Raw genomic sequence first — 15,408 nt, 5'->3', positions numbered from 1 at the left:
TCTACCAGTTATTTGTTTAAGCTTGTCAGTACTTCCTTAACAATTTTAAAATCGTCAAAGTCTACTCGTTTACCATTGGTTTCCTGGTAGGTCTCATGTCCCTTCCCGGCTACCAGGATGATATCGTTGGCAGCTGCAAGTTGGCAGGCTGTTTTTATGGCCTGTTTGCGGTTCTCAATTGCCAGTACCTTGTTGGAATTTTGAGGCTCCACACCAGCTTCCATCTCTTCTATGATGGCGTTCGGGGGCTCAGTTCTTGGGTTATCCGAGGTAAAAATGGCCTTGTTGCTCATCTCCGATGCGATATGACCCATTACCGGACGCTTAGACTTGTCACGATCACCACCACACCCCACTACGGTGATGACGTTTTCATTTCCAGTCCTCAATGCATTGATTGTATCAAGTACATTTTTTAAGGCGTCCGGCGTATGGGCATAATCAACAATAGCCGTTATTCTCTCCTTGGAGATATAATATTGGAACCTGCCATCTACATTCTCCAGTTCGCTCAGCAAACGGAGAATTTCCAGCTTTTCCAGCCCCAAAAGGTCTGCGGTAGCATAAATGGCAAGGATGTTATACGCGTTAAATCTTCCTATCAGTTTGGTCCAAAGTTCGTTTTCTTCAATCTTGAGAAGTTGGCCGTTAAATTGGTTTTCAAGGACCTGTGCACGATAATCGGCATAGGTCCGAAGTCCGAAGGTGTATTTTTTGGCCTTGGTATTCTGCAACATCACCAGGCCATTCTTGTCGTCTATATTACTTAGGGCAAAGGCCTTTTTAGAAAGCTCGTCAAACAATTTCTTCTTGGTATCCCTGTACTCCTTGAAGGTCTTGTGATAGTCCAGGTGGTCATGGGAGATATTGGTAAAAATGGCCCCTTCAAAATAAAGACCCTGGGTCCTTTTTTGATGGATCCCATGGGAACTCACTTCCATGAAGCAGAATTCAACCCCTGCTTCGTTCATAGTGTACAGGTGTTTGTTTATGGTGATGGCGTCGGGAGTAGTATGGCTGGTTTGATGCTCCTCATCGTCCACCATGACCTTAATAGTAGAAATAAGGCCTACTTTATAACCGGCCTTCTTGAAAAGCTGGTAAAGCAGGCTGCTCACTGTTGTCTTCCCGTTCGTTCCGGTAACCCCGACCAGCTTGAGGTTTTTAGAAGGATTATCAAAGTAATTGGAAGCCATGATGGCCAGGGCGCTCTGAGCGTCCCGTACCTCAATATAGGTGACCCCGTCCTCGATCTGCTCCGGAAGCTCTTCGCACACGATAGCGATCGCACCGGAACTTATCGCATTGGCTATGAACTTGTGCCCGTCCGTTACAACACCCCTCACGGCAACAAATACATCACCCTTACCTACCTCCCGGGAATCAAAACAAATGGATTTGATCTCAATACCGGTTGGCCCGCTTACCGCGCTCAAACCCACACCGAATAATATGTCTTTAAGGACTTTCAAGATAAATGCAAAACAATTTTTTTAACTCGTTTCAGATCTGTGCCTCTCGGAACAGACTGCTTTTTAACTTTACCATTTCCTCTCACCTCAACTTCCAGTCCCAGATTCTCCAGGATGGACACCGCATCCATACCGCTCATACCTTTTACATTGGGGATCTCGTTATGTTCCTTCCGCGCTTCCGCATAGTAGCGCTCGTACTCCGTTTCCAAATCTCCTGTAGCGGGTTGCAGTGATTCCACCTCGTCTATAAGGGGGTTATTAGCATATATTTTTTGTGCCACCGATTTAAAGACCGGTCCGGAAACATCAGCACCGTAGTAGCCCACGCTTTTATCGGGCTCATGGATTACCACAATACAGGAATATTTAGGATTCTCGGCGGGGAAGTAACCCGCGAAAGTGGAGATATACCTGAGCTTATCCGGATCCTTGGTGACATAGTTCTTTTGAGCTGTACCAGTTTTGCCAGCCATTGAAAAATTAGGGGAATAGAGCTTGTGCCCCGTACCTCTTTCGCTTTCCACTACGTTTTTGAGTAGCTGCTTTACCTGGTCAACGGTTTTTTGGGAACAAATGGCAGGATCCAGTACTTCCTTGTCGAACTTGTGAATAGTCTTGTAGCCTTCCTTAACCTCTTTTATCAGCCTGGGCCTCAGCAATTCGCCGTTATTGGCAATGGCATTGTAAAAGGCCAGGGTTTGCAATGGCGTTAATGAAACTTCGTAGCCATGGGACATCCAGGCCAGGGATATTCCGGACCAGCCTTTATCTCCCGGATATCGTATTACCGGCTTGCCTTCACCCTTAATAGGCATGCCAAGTTCCTGATGCAAGCCCATTTTCATAAGACGGTCTACAAAGGCCTCGGGATTCTCCTTATAACTATTGTGGATGATTTTCGCGAAAGCGGTGTTGGATGAAACCTCAAATGCCTCAGAGACTGAGATTTTGCCATATCCTCCGTGTTTGGAATCCCTCACTATTCGATCGTAAATTCGCCACCGGCCCTTTTCGGTATCTATAACAGCACTGGTATCAATTACCTCGTCTTCCAGGGCGGCAACCAAAGACATCAGCTTGAAGGTTGAGCCAGGTTCGTGAGATTCTCCAATAGCGTAGTTAAGGCGCTCATAGTATTTGCCTTCCGACGTTCTTCCCAGGTTGGATATCGCCTTTATTTCACCGGTAGCGGTTTCCATGACAATAACACAGCCATGGTCTGCCTTGTATTTCTCCAACTGACCCAACAAGGCGTGATGGGCGATATCCTGAATATTGATATCAATGGTCGAAACCACATCATAGCCATCCTTGGGTTCAACAATATTGTTTAAGCCTATAGGTTTCCATTGCCCCTTGGCAATCCTCTGCTTGAGCCGTTTACCTTCAATTCCCCTTAAATAATCACCAAAGGCGCCTTCCAGCCCTACACGGGTGGCATAGCCGTTCTCATCAAATCGCTCATAGCCCACACTGCGTTCAGCGATCTTTCCCAGAGGATGTTCCCTTACGGTTTTTTGCTCTACTATGAGTCCGCCTTTATACGGTCCTTCTCTGAAAAGCGGGAAGTCCTTAACCTGCATGTATTCTGAGTAATCCAGGTTTCTTGCTATAAGGGCGTAGCGGTTCTGGTTGGCCCTGGCTTTGCGCAAGACATTTTCATAATGTTCCGAAGATTTCCCTAAAAGATCCCCCAGAGCCCTGGAAAGTGGCCCAACATGGGATTCAAAGGCTTCGCCATTAACAGTGACCGCGTCAAAACGTATGGTATACCTGGATACTGAAGTAGCCAGCAAGCTGCCGTCGTCTGAGTATAGATTTCCGCGGTTGGGTTGGATGGTAAACATCTTTTCGGTTCGTTGCATGGCGATTTCCTTGTATTTATCTCCATGAACCAACTGAATAGTTACCAGCTTTATCCCGACGGCTATTGCAAAAAGGAAGAGGCAAGCGGCTACGACGTACAAACGGGTCAATATGTTCTTTTCAGTGATAGCCACTTATTCCTTATTGGATTTTACTTTAATTTTTTTTGGTGGTGTTTCCGAGGGATACAACTCGTCTTCCTTGAGTATTTCCGTGATCTTGGATTCCAGTTTCAATCTTTGAAGATCTGAGCGTACATCCACAAATTCGTTTTTCAATTCCTTGACTTCCTCACTCAGGGCCGCTACCTGGTGCACTTTCTTATCGGCACTGTGCGAACTTGCAATCATAACAGTGGCGAGGCCTGAAGCGAAAATGATGAACAGCCAGTTCTTAGGCGCGTCTCCACTTACAAGGAACTTCCCTTTTAAAATGTCTAAAAAACCTTTTTTCATTCTGTTCGTAATTCTTTATATCCTGATAGCTATTCGCAATCTTGCACTGCGAGCACGATTATTTTTTGCAATCTCTTCGGCTGATGGTGTGATCAATCCCCCTATTTTTTTGAAAGGAACCTCCACATTTCCGTAAAAATCCTTTTCCGGTTCCCCTTCGAATTGACCCGCGCGTATAAAGCGTTTTACCAGTCGGTCTTCCAGGGAATGGTAACTGATGATGCTTAACCTGCCACCTTGTTTTACCAGCTCCGGGGTTTGAAGCAGAAATTCCTCGATAACGACCAGCTCCTGATTTACCTCGATCCGGATGGCCTGATAGATCTGCGCCAGGATCTTATGGGACCTGGCCTTTGGAAGTAAAGGATCCAGTACTTCTTTGAGCCTTGCCGTGGTGGATATAGGAGATTTGCCTCTTTCTTGTACTATCCTTTGAGCTATACTACCGGCATTCCTCAACTCTCCATATCTGAAGAGTAGTTTCCGCAGCGCTTCGTGAGAGTAGGTATTTACCACCTCATATGCGGTAAGCTCAGTTCGCTTGCTCATCCGCATATCCAGCTCAGCGTCGAAACGAGTTGAAAACCCTCTTTCAGCAATATCAAACTGGTGGGAGGATACACCGAAATCTGCCAGGATGCCATCAACCTTCAAAATGCCATAGAACTTTAAAAACCTTTTGATGTACCGGAAGTTTTCATTGATCAGCGTAAACCTGTCGTCCTCCAGCTTGTTTTCCAACGCCTCCTCATCCTGATCAAAAGCGATAAGGCGACCTTCCGGGCCCAATCTGCTTAGTATTTCTTTGGAATGTCCACCACCTCCGAAAGTGACATCCACATATATTCCATCTTTTTTGATATCGAGTCCATCTACAGACTCCTTCAAAAGCACCGGATTATGATAGTTCGTCTCCATCGTCGCCCATTACCTCTTCTGCTAACTCCGCAAAATTCTCGGCGGTTTCTTCCAGGACCTTTTCATAACTATCCTTGTCCCAAATCTCAATGATGTTAATCGCTGAACTGAGGACGACTTCCTTGGTTATTCCGGCAACAGACATCAGGTTTTTGGGGATCAAAAGACGACCTGTACCATCGATCTCGATAGGCTTTACTCCGGCAGAAAACCTTCGAATGAAATCATTGTTCTTTTTCTTGAACCTGTTTTTCTTATTCATTTTCTGCATGAGCAGATTCCATTCATCCATGGGGTATAACTCCAGGCAGGGTTGGAAAACCGACCGTTTAATAACAAAGCCCTTGTTGAGAACAGGGGCCATTTGATTTTTCAAGGTAACAGGTATCATAACCCGTCCCTTGACATCGGCTTTGCAATCGTATGTCCCTATAAAATTTGTCACCTGAAATTGGCTGGTTCTCAATTATAAACTCAAATATAGAGAATTTATTACCACTATTTACCACAAATTACCACTTTGTTGATAATTTTAGCGGATTTAGAGGCTTCAGCCTGAAGAAATGCCTTTAAAATAGCCTCGGATGTTAGTGGTAAAAGAAGCCATGACAGCTTTGGAAATCCCTTTTATTAAAGGAAACCTTGATACTCACAAAGGTATTAGTATTATTCGGAAATGCCTATATTTGCCAACTGATAGCCACAAGCTAACCTTAAATGGAAGAAAAATTAATTGCCGACGGAAAATACAGGTATATTGAGGTAGGAGAGGGTACTCCGATGATTATACTGCATGGACTCATGGGCGGCCTGAGTAATTTTCACGGGGTAACGGACTATTTTCCAGAAAGGGGATATAAGGTGCTTGTGCCCGAGCTACCGATCTACGATATGCCCATGTTAAAGACCAACGTCAAGAATTTTGCAAAATTTCTTGAAAAATTCATCGAATACAAAGGTCTTAAGGATGTTATACTACTCGGAAATTCTTTGGGAGGACATATAGGTCTCCTACATACCAAACTTTATCCGGAAATGGTAAAAGCCCTGGTCATCACCGGAAGTTCAGGTCTGTACGAAAGTGCCATGGGCGATGGGTACCCGAAGCGCGGAGACTACGAATTCATAAAGAAAAAAGCACAGGACGTTTTTTACGATCCTGCCGTGGCTACCAAGGAGATCGTCGATGAGGTTTTTGCGACGGTAAATGACCGTATGAAACTGGTAAAAACCCTGTCCATAGCTAAAAGTGCCATCCGCCATAATATGTCAAAAGACCTGCCTCATATGCAAACTCCTACCTGCATCATTTGGGGCGAAAACGATAATGTTACTCCTCCTAATGTAGCGGAAGAATTCCACGAACTACTACCGGATTCAGAACTCTTTTGGATACCAAAATGTGGCCACGCCCCAATGATGGAACATCCGGACGATTTCAATACCATTCTGGAGGCCTGGCTTAAGAAGCGAAATTTCTAATCTCACTCGGGACATGAAGATAAAGTCGGCAGACTTTGTTATGAGCAACTCCAAAGTGGAGAGCTGCCCTAAAGAACCCTTACCGGAATATGCATTCATAGGAAGGTCTAACGTGGGAAAGTCTTCCTTGATCAATATGTTGACCCAAAGAAAGAACCTGGCCAAAACCTCCGGAAGGCCTGGAAAAACACAACTGATCAATCATTTTAAAATAAACGGCAATTGGTTCCTGGTAGATCTGCCGGGTTATGGTTACGCCAGGGTCTCCAAGAAAGCAAAAAAAACCTTTCAGAAGTATATCACGGATTATTTTAGAAGACGCCGTCAGTTGGTATGCGCATTTGTCCTGATTGACATCCGGCACGAACCCCAAAAAATAGATCTGGAGTTCATGCAATGGCTAGGAGAAAATATGATACCCTTTTGTATTGTATTCACCAAAGCAGATAAACTTAAGCCGGCAGTAGTAGCCACTAAAGTGGATCAATACCAAAATGCATTGCTTCAGGATGTTTGGGAGGAAGTCCCCTCATCTTTTGTTACGTCCTCCACTAAAGGCACAGGCAGGGATGAGCTTTTGAGCTATATCTCAGAACTAAACCGGCAATTTTTCGATTCGGGTAGTCCGGTTTAAGCACCGGCCAGGCTTTGCTGCAATGCAGTGATCAGTTCTTCAGCGGATTGCAGTTGGTTTATGCTGTCCGTACCCAGCAAGACGGATAATTCCTGCCCGTCATCAAACAAAACGATCGGAAAAGTAAACTTGGGTCCGAATTTTGAAGCGTACTGCTTGCGGTATTCGTCCCGGTGAAGGAACTCCATCTTCAGCTCGCTGCTTTCGCGGAATTCCTTCCATTCTTTGTTCTCCGAAAAGATGCCGAAGGTAATATCACACAGATTACAATCATAGGTAGCCGGGCTCAGAATTTTATGCGCACTGTCTAAAATGGCATTTCGGATTCCCGAATCCGCGTTGTAAACAAATAAGAGTTTTTTATGATCTTCGTATTCCATATAAACTGTATTCCTGTGTCTCTTTATCCCAGACGTAAATTAATACATTGTATTCAAAAGGCTATCTGTCCCATTGTATGCTGCCTCCTGCTGATCCTCTCAGCATGTAAGTCCGCGAATGTTGGAGAGGCTTACAATCTTGAACAAATAAAAATTGTACCTCTAAGCTCTAAGAGTTTTATACACATATCTTACCTGTATGCGCCTGGTTACGGAAAAGTGGCCTGCAATGGCCTCGTCTATGTCAACGACAGAAAAGCAGTAGTAATGGATACCCCACCAAATATTCCGAGTACACAGGAATTGATCCGATGGATTACCAAGGACCTCGGGGCCGAGATATCCGCGGTAGTGATCAATCACTTTCACAATGACTGCCTGGGTGGACTAAAGGCCTTTCATGAGCTGGATGTTCCCTCCTACGCCAATGAAGCGACCATAAAATTAGCGGCTGAAGGGTCGGAAGTTGTTCCAATTCATGGTTTTTCCGGGACCCTGGAACTTCAGGTCGGGGATAAAACCATCATCAATGTCCATCCCGGAGAGGCCCATAGCAAGGACAATATTGTAAGTTACATCCCGGAGGAGAAGCTGTTGTTTGGTGGCTGTATGGTAAAATCATTAAATGCCCAAAAGGGCAACCTTGCAGACGCTAATACCGAACAATGGAGCCGGACCATCGAAGCGATCAAAAGAAAATTCCCGGAAATAGAAATAGTGGTTCCGGGACATGGTAAGGCCGGGGGCACCGAATTACTGGATTATACCTATCAACTTTTTTCGCTGGACTGACATTATTAGTATCTTTCTGTTTAAAAGCCGATTCTCCATGCGAAACATTACGCTGTTAGTACTCCTATGCTTATTCCTGTGTTGTCAGGAAAAACAAACAAATGACAAAAACTTTTTAAAAGCCCCGTTTACAGAGCTGGACACTCTTGCCACGAATGATTGGTGGAATCGTCCGGGGAACGAGATAATAGACCTTAACGTAAATCGAGACAGCGTGGTGGCTTTCGGACTTTATACCGTACATAAGGGTGTCCTTAAATTGTCCGCACAGCTTTATCCGCTATATCCCGAAGAGACCCGCGAAGTGCGATTAGCCCTCTGGAAGGATGGGCAATGGGAGGAAATTCAAAGTAAGGCAGTGAATGAACTTGGATGGAGCGCTTTGTTCCGGATCGCGGACTGGGACCACTCCAAAGATGTAAAATACCGTATTCTGCACGGGCCAAAGGCCTACTATGAAGGCCTTATACGTAAAGATCCCATAAACAAGGACGAGATCGTACTGGCAGCGCTTTCCTGCAACTCCAACAAGGATAGGGGTATGCGGGAAAACTATGTCAGGAATATTAACTACCAGGACCCGGACCTGATCTTTTTTGCCGGCGATCAATCCTATGACCATACGGAACATACGGCTGCCTGGCTCAAGTTTGGACTGCAGTTCCGTGAAACCTTCAGGAACAGGCCATGTGTAAGCATTCCGGATGATCACGATATAGGACAGGGCAATCTCTGGGGAGAAAACGGCAAGGTATCAGTAAGCGCAGGAAGTCCTGACGGGGGTTACAAATACCATCCGGAATATGTAAAAATGGTTGAACGATGCCAGACGGCGCATCTCCCGGACCCTTATGATCCGGAGCCCATCAACCGCAGTATTGGGGTCTACTTTACGAATCTGGAAATCGGGGGCGTTGATTTTGCCGTTATAGAAGACCGAAAGTTTAAATCCGGCCCTGAAGGAAAGATTCCACAGCAAGGTCCCAGACCAGACCACATAAGAAACCCGGAATACGATCCCGCTTCTATCGATTTGCCCGGACTGACACTTTTAGGAGAAAGACAGCTCAAGTTCCTGGACGATTGGGGATCGCGGGATACCGCGCTGATCAAGGCCGTTTTATCTCAAACCGGCTTCTGTGGCGGGGCGCATATTCACGGTTCCCTGGATAACAGGCTACATGCCGACCTGGATTCCAATGGCTGGCCACAAACAGGAAGAAACAAGGCCTTGCGCCTTATCAAAAAAGCGAATGCCGTACATATTGCCGGAGATCAACACCTGGCGACGGTAATACAACACGGTATTGACGAGTTCAGGGACGGGCCATGGGCTTTTGTGGTTCCGGCGATAGTAAACGATTACTATAGCAGATGGTGGTGGCCTGAAGACGAGCGGGCAGGTACCAACCCTAATGTGAATACGAATTTACCCTGGACTGGTGACTACAGGGATGGTTTTGAAAACAGGATCAGTATGTGGGCCTATGTAAATCCTGAAAGCCCTTCCAAAGGGGGCGGTTATGGTTTGATCCGTTTTCAGAAATCGAACAGGGAGGTAACTTTTGAATGCTGGCCGAGGAATGTGGATGTACGAAATGAAGATGCCGCTCAATTTGAAGGTTGGCCAATAACGGTATCCCTCGATCCCTGATAGACGGATCATAAGCAAACAGCAAAAGTAAGTACTTACTCACTATTTATGATCAGTAAAAAAGAGAAAATCCTGAATACTGCCCTGGAGCTGTTCGCTTCCGAAGGTTACACGGCCGTTTCTACACGTAGGATCGCTGAAAAGGCCGGTGTGTCCGAAGGTCTCATTTTTCGTCATTACAAGAGTAAGAAGGGTTTGTTGGACGCCATAAAAGTGCAGGCCGGTGAACGAACGATCAACCTCTTTGCCCCTATCATCCTTCAGGCAGACCCCAAAAAGGCCATACGGATGGCCATCAGCCTGCCTTTTGAAATTCCCGCTAAAGAATATCCGTTTTGGAAACTACTGTTCAAGCTCAAGTGGGAAACGGATTATTCTGAGGATAACAAAATGCAACCGCTGATCAACAAACTGAGCTGGTCATTTTCGCAACTGGACTATAAGTCTCCAAAAAAAGAAGCGGAAATTCTTAGTCATATTATTGAAGGGATCTCCACGACCATTCTGCGGGATGGTAAAGAAGCGCAAATGTCATTAAAACAATTCCTGATCCGTAAATACGGTTAAAGCAGATTTGCTAGTGTATCAAAATTTTCGTACATTTTAAATATCCAAAAGACATGAGTGATCACTCACTCACTTGTTTATAAGCCCGATAAACATGAGAAAATATCTGGCCTCATTGACCTTTTTATTTGTCACCATCCTGGTTTTGGCAATGGCCTACCCCATAGCTGAATCGGAGTATACGCCGGTCCCGGAGGAGCAGGAAGAGGCACCGCTCACGGACTCTGAAGCTTTTGATCAAATGATGGCTGTGCTTACTCACAAACGTTGTGTGAATTGCCACCCTTCGGACAATTCACCGAAGCAGGGAGAAGATAGTCATCCACATCGTTTTGGTGTATTAAGAGGGACAGACAATCACGGAATGCCGGCCGTACGCTGTAATACCTGCCACCAGGCAGAAAACAATTCCTTTTCCGGAGTCCCGGGAGCCCCGGAATGGTCCCTGGCTCCAATGAGTATGCAATGGGAGGGTCTGAGCAGGACGGAAATCGCAAAAAGCATGCTGGATCGCGCTAGAAACGGGAACAGATCTCACGAAGACATAATGCATCACCTTACGGAACACGAACTCGTACTATGGGCCTGGGAACCAGGCGTAGACGCGGAGGGTAGACCCAGGGAGAAACCCCCGGTACCCAAAGAAGCCTATATAACAGCCGTAAAAGCCTGGTTTGATAGTGGTGCGATAATTCCTGAAGAGTAAATCCGATAATCTGAGCAAATGAAAATATCTTTTAAGTTGAACAAAAGCCCGCAAACCGTGGAAGTAGCGGATGGCAATACCCCTCTTCTGTGGATTATCCGGGATGTCCTGGACCTCAAGGGCACCAAATTTGGCTGTGGGAAGGCCGCCTGTGGCGCCTGTACGATACACGTGAATGGTGAGGCAGTGCGTTCTTGTTCCTATGCCGTAAAATTCGCGGAGGGAAAGGAGATCACTACCATTGAAGGCCTGGGATCCGAAGCAAACCCGCATCCTGTACAACAGGCATGGATAGAGGAGGTAGTTCCGCAATGTGGCTACTGCCAGCCAGGATTTATGATGGCCGCAGCCGCCATGCTGGAGAAAATCCCACAACCAACAGATGAGGATATAGATAATAATATTATAAATATTTGCCGCTGTGCAACCTATTATCGCATGCGCAAGGCTATATACAAGGCCGCGGAACTGCAAAAGGAAGCGGCCCGGAAAATCCCTTAGCTATGGGCAAAAAGAAAGTATCAAGACGAAAGTTTCTGATCCGGGGTACCCTTGGAACCGTCGGTGTCCTGGCGGTAGGGGCATACCTCTTCCGCCACCCCATCCGCCGGTCTATTTTGAGTTTCGCAAACTCGGCAGACCTTTCCTATATAGGGGAGACAGACGATCCTATACTCTGGTTTGAAATAACTAAAGACAACCTGGTACTGCTGCACAGCCCAAAAGTAGAAATGGGTCAGGGAACCTTTACCGGATTGGCGCAAATTGCAGCGGACGAGTTGGATGTCAATATGGAGCAGATCAGGGTTGTTCATGCTCAGACAGCTTCCGGCAATATAGACGGATTCAGTACGGGTGGCAGTACTTCCATTTCCAGTCTGTGGCAACCCTTAAGGGAACTTGCAGCCACTATGCGGGAAATGATCAAAATAGAAGCCGCAAAAAAAATGGGGGTTGATGTTGGGAGCCTGTCCACTTCACAAGGCAGTGTTAGCAGTGGGGGAAATTCTATGACCTATGCGGAAATTGCCGATGGCGTCACCGAATGGGAAGTTCCGGATACCCCACAGTTAAAGGAATTAAAATCTTATCAATTCATAGGCAAACCCGTTCCCCGTGTTGATCTTAAGGAAAAAGTATTTGGGGCGCCTATCTTCGGTATGGATGCTGGCATGCCGGATATGCTATACGGAACCGTAGTCCGCCCAAGTAGTATTGGCGCGCGCCTCGGAGAAGTGGATGCCTCAGCGGCAGAAAATATGCCTGGGGTGGTAAAAGTGATCCGGGAGGAGGACTTTGTGGGGGTGGTAGCCCAATCTTACCCGGAGGCCGAAAAGGCCAAAGAGGCCATCAAAGTAAACTGGATTACCGAAAAGAACTGGCAAACCGAAGATATAGAAGCCATGATCCAGGTGGGTCAGGGGGAACCCCAAACCATCCAAAAGGAAGGAAAGGCCAAACGCATACTGGAGAGTTCGGATCAGCTGATTAGCGCGGAATACTCAAGTCCGTTAGGTGCCCATGCCCAATTGGAGCCCAATGGGGCACTGGCCTATGTGGACGGTGATAAGGTTACCGTTCACATTTCCACTCAGGTGATCGGACTAACCAGAAAGGAAGTGGCAGACCGGCTGGACCTGGATCCGGAACAGGTCAATATTATCCCTACCTATCTGGGAGGAGGTTTTGGAAGACGTCTTCATACACCTCATGCCGTGCAGGCCGCTCTAATGTCTAAAGCCGTGGGAAAACCGGTAAAATACTACTTCAGTAGAAAGGAAGAATTTCAGCACGACATGTTCCGGCCTCCTACCCATCACCTACTAAAAGCTGTTCTTGGAGATGACGGTTTGATACAAGCGCTGGAACACAATTTTTCCAGTGGGGATGTAGGTTTTGGGTCACCACTGCTTCCAGGTATCGCCGAACCCATCCTTGGCGCGGATGTAGGTGCTATACGAGGAGGATTCAACCAGTACGGAGCTATTCCGAATCATCGGGCCGTTTGCTGGAGGGTAAGGCTGCCATTCGCGACCAGTTGGTGGCGTAGCCTCGGACTCCTGGCAAATACCTTTGCTGTAGAGAGCTTTATAGATGAACTGGCCTTGAAGGCTGGCAAAGATCCGGTAGAATTCAGGCTGGCGCAGATCCAGGATGATGAACGTGGCCACCGGCTGAAAGAGGTGATCAAGGCCGCAGCTGAAAAAGCGGGTTGGACAGATCAGGTGGTCAATGGAAAGGCAATGGGCTTCGCTGCCTCTACGGATGCAAATACCCCTTGTGCCCAGGTTGCCGAGGTATCCATTGAAGGAAATGAGATCAAAGTTCATAAAGTCACCTGTGCCATAGATCCGGGCATGGCAGTAAACCCGGATCAGATCCGGGCTCAATGCGAAGGTTCCATTATTATGGGCTTAAGCGCCTCTATGTTCGAGCGTATGCAGGTTGAAAATGGGGAATTACGCCCCGTGATTTACGGTCCATACGCCATGGCCCTGATGAAACACGCTCCCAAAGAAATAGAAGTAGTGATCCTTGAAAATGCGGATAAACCCGGAGCGGTTGGGGAACCACCCCTTGGACCCATAGGGGCCGCTATTGCCAATGCGGTTTTCCGTCTTACCGGCGAGCGCCTTAGAAGTATGCCGCTGGCATTGGATCAGGCCTGATTATCCACTCCATTCCCAAGAGCTATAGAAGCTCCAAAACCTAAGGGAACGTTAAATATTTTGTTTAGTTCGTTTAACTAACTATATTTGTCCCAAGTTTAATTTTAAATCCAATACAATGAAAAATGCCACATTCTATCATGCCGGATGCCCGGTATGTGTCAACGCAGAAGAAGAGATCCTAAATCTTGTAGATCCCAGAAAGGTCCGGGTCCATACCGTTCACCTGGGACAGTCAACAGATCAGATACCCGTAGCTGAAGGCCTTGGGGTACAATCGGTACCAGCACTCGTAATAGACGATAATGTTTTGCACATCAATTTCGGGGCTGCGCTGGAAGACTTAAAGTCTTAAAATTTTTTACACCATATAGTTAGTTTAACTAATTTTAATTATCATGAAAACAACTTTAATCCATTTTGCCTTTGTTCTTCTGCTGAGTCTGAACAGTTGCTATGGGCAAAAAACAAATGAATCACCGGATTTTCAGACAACGGAGGACCTAAAAATCACAAGTGCAGAAGTCAATTACCAGCCAGAACTGGAACTATTGATCTTCTCCATAGAAGTAAAGGGTAATGCCGGCGCCAGTGTACCTGCCAAGGCGGGACAAATGGACGGAGCCCCTGTTTTAGGCTATGTTTTTCCTACCAGTCTTTCTTCGGAAGACGTGGGGTTTTCTAAAGTTGAGGGTATTGTTGCCCTCGCGCTCACTTCACATCCGGATTTTGACGATACCCCGCTTTGGGACGAAAACGCTAACCAGGTTTATGACGATGATGGCGTAATCTGGCATCCCCACTGGGTGGTACTCAGAAAGGATGAGCGAGTAAACGGCGGCCTGTCAGTGATAGAATTCAAAAAGGCCGATACCTCGGTAACGCTGCCTACTACCAATCCGGGAATGCCCATGTATATGGATTCTCCAGGTTTTCCAGTTATTACCAGCGGAAATACCATCAAAGTGGTCGTCCCGCAGTATCGTATGAACAATAGAAAGCATTTCAGTTTTGATGCGGTTACCGCATATATGCAGGTAAACACTTCAAACGCTGATCTGCCTTTACTAGGGGTTTATAGCGTGTACAGTGTCGCTTCCGGCGATCTGTCCCTCCCCTACCGCGTCAGCGGACTTTAGTCTTATTCATTTTTAATTTTACCCTAAACAGTTAGGTAAGCTAATTGTTTAGGGTTATTTTAGGCCGATGGAAACATTTGATCCACATCACCAGTCCCGGCATATTGAAAGCAAAATCGTGGTCGCACTGGAGCGCATCTCAGAGGCTTTCAAAGTTTTGCTCTGGAAAAAAGGGAAGGAATACGGCCTAACTCCTCTGCAATTGCAGTTGCTGCTGTTCGTACGTTTTCATCCCCCTGAAAAATCCAAAGTAAACTACCTTGCCCGGGAGTTTAATGTGGCTAAGGCTACCATTAGTGAAACGGTACGCCTCTTGGGTAAGAAAGAATTGATTACAAGGATGCGTGACCCGGGTGACAGTAGAAGTTACAGCATTCACCTTAGCGAAACAGGCCTTGAATTGGTCTCGAAAATTTCGGACTTTGCCTCGGTTATTGAAGCCCCGCTCAAGGATATGCCCCAAAGCAGGAAAGAGGCTTTTTTCCATGAGCTATATTACCTCATATCGAGGCTTTCGAGTGACGGGGTCATCTCGGTCAACCGTATGTGTGTATCCTGTAAATTTTTCGAAAGATCTGAAAACGGCACCTATTGTAGATTCCTGGAAAAAGTACTTAGCCCCGGAGACCATAGGATCGACTGCCCTGAACATCAGCCAGTGGGTTAAGATC

Annotated in this window: 17 protein-coding genes; 11 read left to right on the top strand and 6 right to left on the bottom strand. The window is 46.5% G+C overall.

The window, feature by feature from the left end; all coding sequences use genetic code 11:
- Positions 1 to 8: 8 nt before the first annotated feature.
- The 5 genes from GTQ38_RS18525 to mraZ are packed head-to-tail and all read right to left on the bottom strand — an operon-like array spanning position 9 to position 5,159.
- Complete coding sequence (locus GTQ38_RS18525) at positions 9 to 1,472, bottom strand: UDP-N-acetylmuramoyl-L-alanyl-D-glutamate--2,6-diaminopimelate ligase (RefSeq protein ID WP_161437051.1); 1,464 nt, start codon at positions 1,470 to 1,472, stop codon at positions 9 to 11.
- Positions 1,469 to 3,475 (bottom strand): penicillin-binding protein, encoded by a 2,007-nt coding sequence (locus GTQ38_RS18520; RefSeq protein ID WP_161437050.1) that lies wholly within the window; start codon positions 3,473 to 3,475, stop codon positions 1,469 to 1,471. The genes GTQ38_RS18525 and GTQ38_RS18520 overlap by 4 nt, the downstream gene beginning before the upstream one ends.
- Complete coding sequence (locus GTQ38_RS18515) at positions 3,476 to 3,796, bottom strand: FtsL-like putative cell division protein (protein ID WP_161437049.1); 321 nt, start codon at positions 3,794 to 3,796, stop codon at positions 3,476 to 3,478.
- Between the two features lie 15 nt (positions 3,797 to 3,811).
- Positions 3,812 to 4,714 (bottom strand): 16S rRNA (cytosine(1402)-N(4))-methyltransferase RsmH, encoded by a 903-nt coding sequence (gene rsmH / locus GTQ38_RS18510; RefSeq protein WP_161437048.1) that lies wholly within the window; start codon positions 4,712 to 4,714, stop codon positions 3,812 to 3,814.
- Positions 4,695 to 5,159: a division/cell wall cluster transcriptional repressor MraZ gene (mraZ, locus tag GTQ38_RS18505; RefSeq protein WP_161437047.1), complete on the bottom strand. Its 465-nt coding sequence runs from the start codon at positions 5,157 to 5,159 to the stop codon at positions 4,695 to 4,697. Before mraZ ends, rsmH begins: the two co-directional genes overlap by 20 nt.
- A gap of 272 nt (positions 5,160 to 5,431) precedes the next feature.
- On the opposite strand from mraZ, the gene GTQ38_RS18500 reads away from it, so the two are divergent.
- On the top strand, positions 5,432 to 6,196 hold the full coding sequence (locus tag GTQ38_RS18500; RefSeq protein WP_161437046.1) for an alpha/beta fold hydrolase: 765 nt from the start codon (positions 5,432 to 5,434) through the stop codon (positions 6,194 to 6,196).
- Positions 6,197 to 6,209: 13 nt separating this feature from the next.
- Positions 6,210 to 6,830, top strand: a complete 621-nt coding sequence (yihA, locus tag GTQ38_RS18495; RefSeq protein ID WP_161437045.1) for a ribosome biogenesis GTP-binding protein YihA/YsxC — start codon at positions 6,210 to 6,212, stop codon at positions 6,828 to 6,830.
- Here the strand turns inward: yihA and GTQ38_RS18490 are convergent.
- Positions 6,827 to 7,210, bottom strand: coding sequence for a GTPase (locus tag GTQ38_RS18490; RefSeq protein WP_161437044.1), 384 nt, complete (start codon positions 7,208 to 7,210; stop codon positions 6,827 to 6,829). The genes yihA and GTQ38_RS18490 overlap by 4 nt on opposite strands.
- On the opposite strand from GTQ38_RS18490, the gene bla reads away from it, so the two are divergent.
- From bla to GTQ38_RS18445, 9 genes are all read left to right on the top strand, one after another.
- Positions 7,193 to 8,002 (top strand): subclass B1 metallo-beta-lactamase, encoded by an 810-nt coding sequence (gene bla / locus GTQ38_RS18485; protein ID WP_161437043.1) that lies wholly within the window; start codon positions 7,193 to 7,195, stop codon positions 8,000 to 8,002. The genes GTQ38_RS18490 and bla overlap by 18 nt on opposite strands.
- 37 nt (positions 8,003 to 8,039) lie before the next feature.
- A complete protein-coding gene (locus GTQ38_RS18480) occupies positions 8,040 to 9,656 on the top strand; it encodes an alkaline phosphatase D family protein (RefSeq protein WP_238858027.1) in 1,617 nt (538 codons plus the stop codon).
- Between the two features lie 48 nt (positions 9,657 to 9,704).
- Positions 9,705 to 10,223 (top strand): TetR/AcrR family transcriptional regulator, encoded by a 519-nt coding sequence (locus GTQ38_RS18475; protein WP_161437042.1) that lies wholly within the window; start codon positions 9,705 to 9,707, stop codon positions 10,221 to 10,223.
- A 94-nt stretch (positions 10,224 to 10,317) separates the two neighbouring features.
- Positions 10,318 to 10,929 (top strand): hypothetical protein, encoded by a 612-nt coding sequence (locus tag GTQ38_RS18470; RefSeq protein WP_161437041.1) that lies wholly within the window; start codon positions 10,318 to 10,320, stop codon positions 10,927 to 10,929.
- 18 nt (positions 10,930 to 10,947) lie between these two features.
- Entirely contained in the window at positions 10,948 to 11,430 is a 483-nt protein-coding gene (locus GTQ38_RS18465) for a (2Fe-2S)-binding protein (RefSeq protein WP_161437040.1), read from the top strand.
- Between the two features lie 2 nt (positions 11,431 to 11,432).
- On the top strand, positions 11,433 to 13,598 hold the full coding sequence (locus GTQ38_RS18460; RefSeq protein ID WP_161437039.1) for a xanthine dehydrogenase family protein molybdopterin-binding subunit: 2,166 nt from the start codon (positions 11,433 to 11,435) through the stop codon (positions 13,596 to 13,598).
- A gap of 118 nt (positions 13,599 to 13,716) precedes the next feature.
- Positions 13,717 to 13,953 carry a thioredoxin family protein gene (locus GTQ38_RS18455; protein ID WP_161437038.1) on the top strand — a complete coding sequence of 79 codons (237 nt, stop codon included), beginning with the start codon at positions 13,717 to 13,719 and terminating at the stop codon, positions 13,951 to 13,953.
- A gap of 43 nt (positions 13,954 to 13,996) precedes the next feature.
- Positions 13,997 to 14,737 carry a hypothetical protein gene (locus tag GTQ38_RS18450; protein WP_161437037.1) on the top strand — a complete coding sequence of 247 codons (741 nt, stop codon included), beginning with the start codon at positions 13,997 to 13,999 and terminating at the stop codon, positions 14,735 to 14,737.
- 67 nt (positions 14,738 to 14,804) lie between these two features.
- Positions 14,805 to 15,404, top strand: a complete 600-nt coding sequence (locus GTQ38_RS18445) for a MarR family winged helix-turn-helix transcriptional regulator (protein WP_161437036.1) — start codon at positions 14,805 to 14,807, stop codon at positions 15,402 to 15,404.
- The last annotated feature ends 4 nt before the right edge of the window (positions 15,405 to 15,408 follow it).

This window comes from Poritiphilus flavus, from assembly GCF_009901585.1.
Classification (GTDB): Bacteria; Bacteroidota; Bacteroidia; order Flavobacteriales; family Flavobacteriaceae; genus Poritiphilus; species Poritiphilus flavus.
Note: the sequence above shows the minus strand (reverse complement) of the source record. Positions and strands in the feature narration are given on the sequence as shown.

Bases quoted from the DNA above. Each gene is read 5' to 3' on its own strand.
- GTQ38_RS18515 (WP_161437049.1), bottom strand. From the start codon at position 3,796: ATGAAAAAAGGTTTTTTAGACATTTTAAAAGGGAAGTTCCTTGTAAGT.
- rsmH (WP_161437048.1), bottom strand. From the start codon at position 4,714: ATGGAGACGAACTATCATAATCCGGTGCTTTTGAAGGAGTCTGTAGAT.
- GTQ38_RS18500 (WP_161437046.1), top strand. From the start codon at position 5,432: ATGGAAGAAAAATTAATTGCCGACGGAAAATACAGGTATATTGAGGTA.
- yihA (WP_161437045.1), top strand. From the start codon at position 6,210: ATGAAGATAAAGTCGGCAGACTTTGTTATGAGCAACTCCAAAGTGGAG.
- bla (WP_161437043.1), top strand. From the start codon at position 7,193: ATGATCTTCGTATTCCATATAAACTGTATTCCTGTGTCTCTTTATCCC.
- GTQ38_RS18490 (WP_161437044.1), bottom strand. From the start codon at position 7,210: ATGGAATACGAAGATCATAAAAAACTCTTATTTGTTTACAACGCGGAT.
- GTQ38_RS18480 (WP_238858027.1), top strand. From the start codon at position 8,040: ATGCGAAACATTACGCTGTTAGTACTCCTATGCTTATTCCTGTGTTGT.
- GTQ38_RS18475 (WP_161437042.1), top strand. From the start codon at position 9,705: ATGATCAGTAAAAAAGAGAAAATCCTGAATACTGCCCTGGAGCTGTTC.
- GTQ38_RS18470 (WP_161437041.1), top strand. From the start codon at position 10,318: ATGAGAAAATATCTGGCCTCATTGACCTTTTTATTTGTCACCATCCTG.
- GTQ38_RS18465 (WP_161437040.1), top strand. From the start codon at position 10,948: ATGAAAATATCTTTTAAGTTGAACAAAAGCCCGCAAACCGTGGAAGTA.
- GTQ38_RS18460 (WP_161437039.1), top strand. From the start codon at position 11,433: ATGGGCAAAAAGAAAGTATCAAGACGAAAGTTTCTGATCCGGGGTACC.
- GTQ38_RS18455 (WP_161437038.1), top strand. From the start codon at position 13,717: ATGAAAAATGCCACATTCTATCATGCCGGATGCCCGGTATGTGTCAAC.
- GTQ38_RS18450 (WP_161437037.1), top strand. From the start codon at position 13,997: ATGAAAACAACTTTAATCCATTTTGCCTTTGTTCTTCTGCTGAGTCTG.
- GTQ38_RS18445 (WP_161437036.1), top strand. From the start codon at position 14,805: ATGGAAACATTTGATCCACATCACCAGTCCCGGCATATTGAAAGCAAA.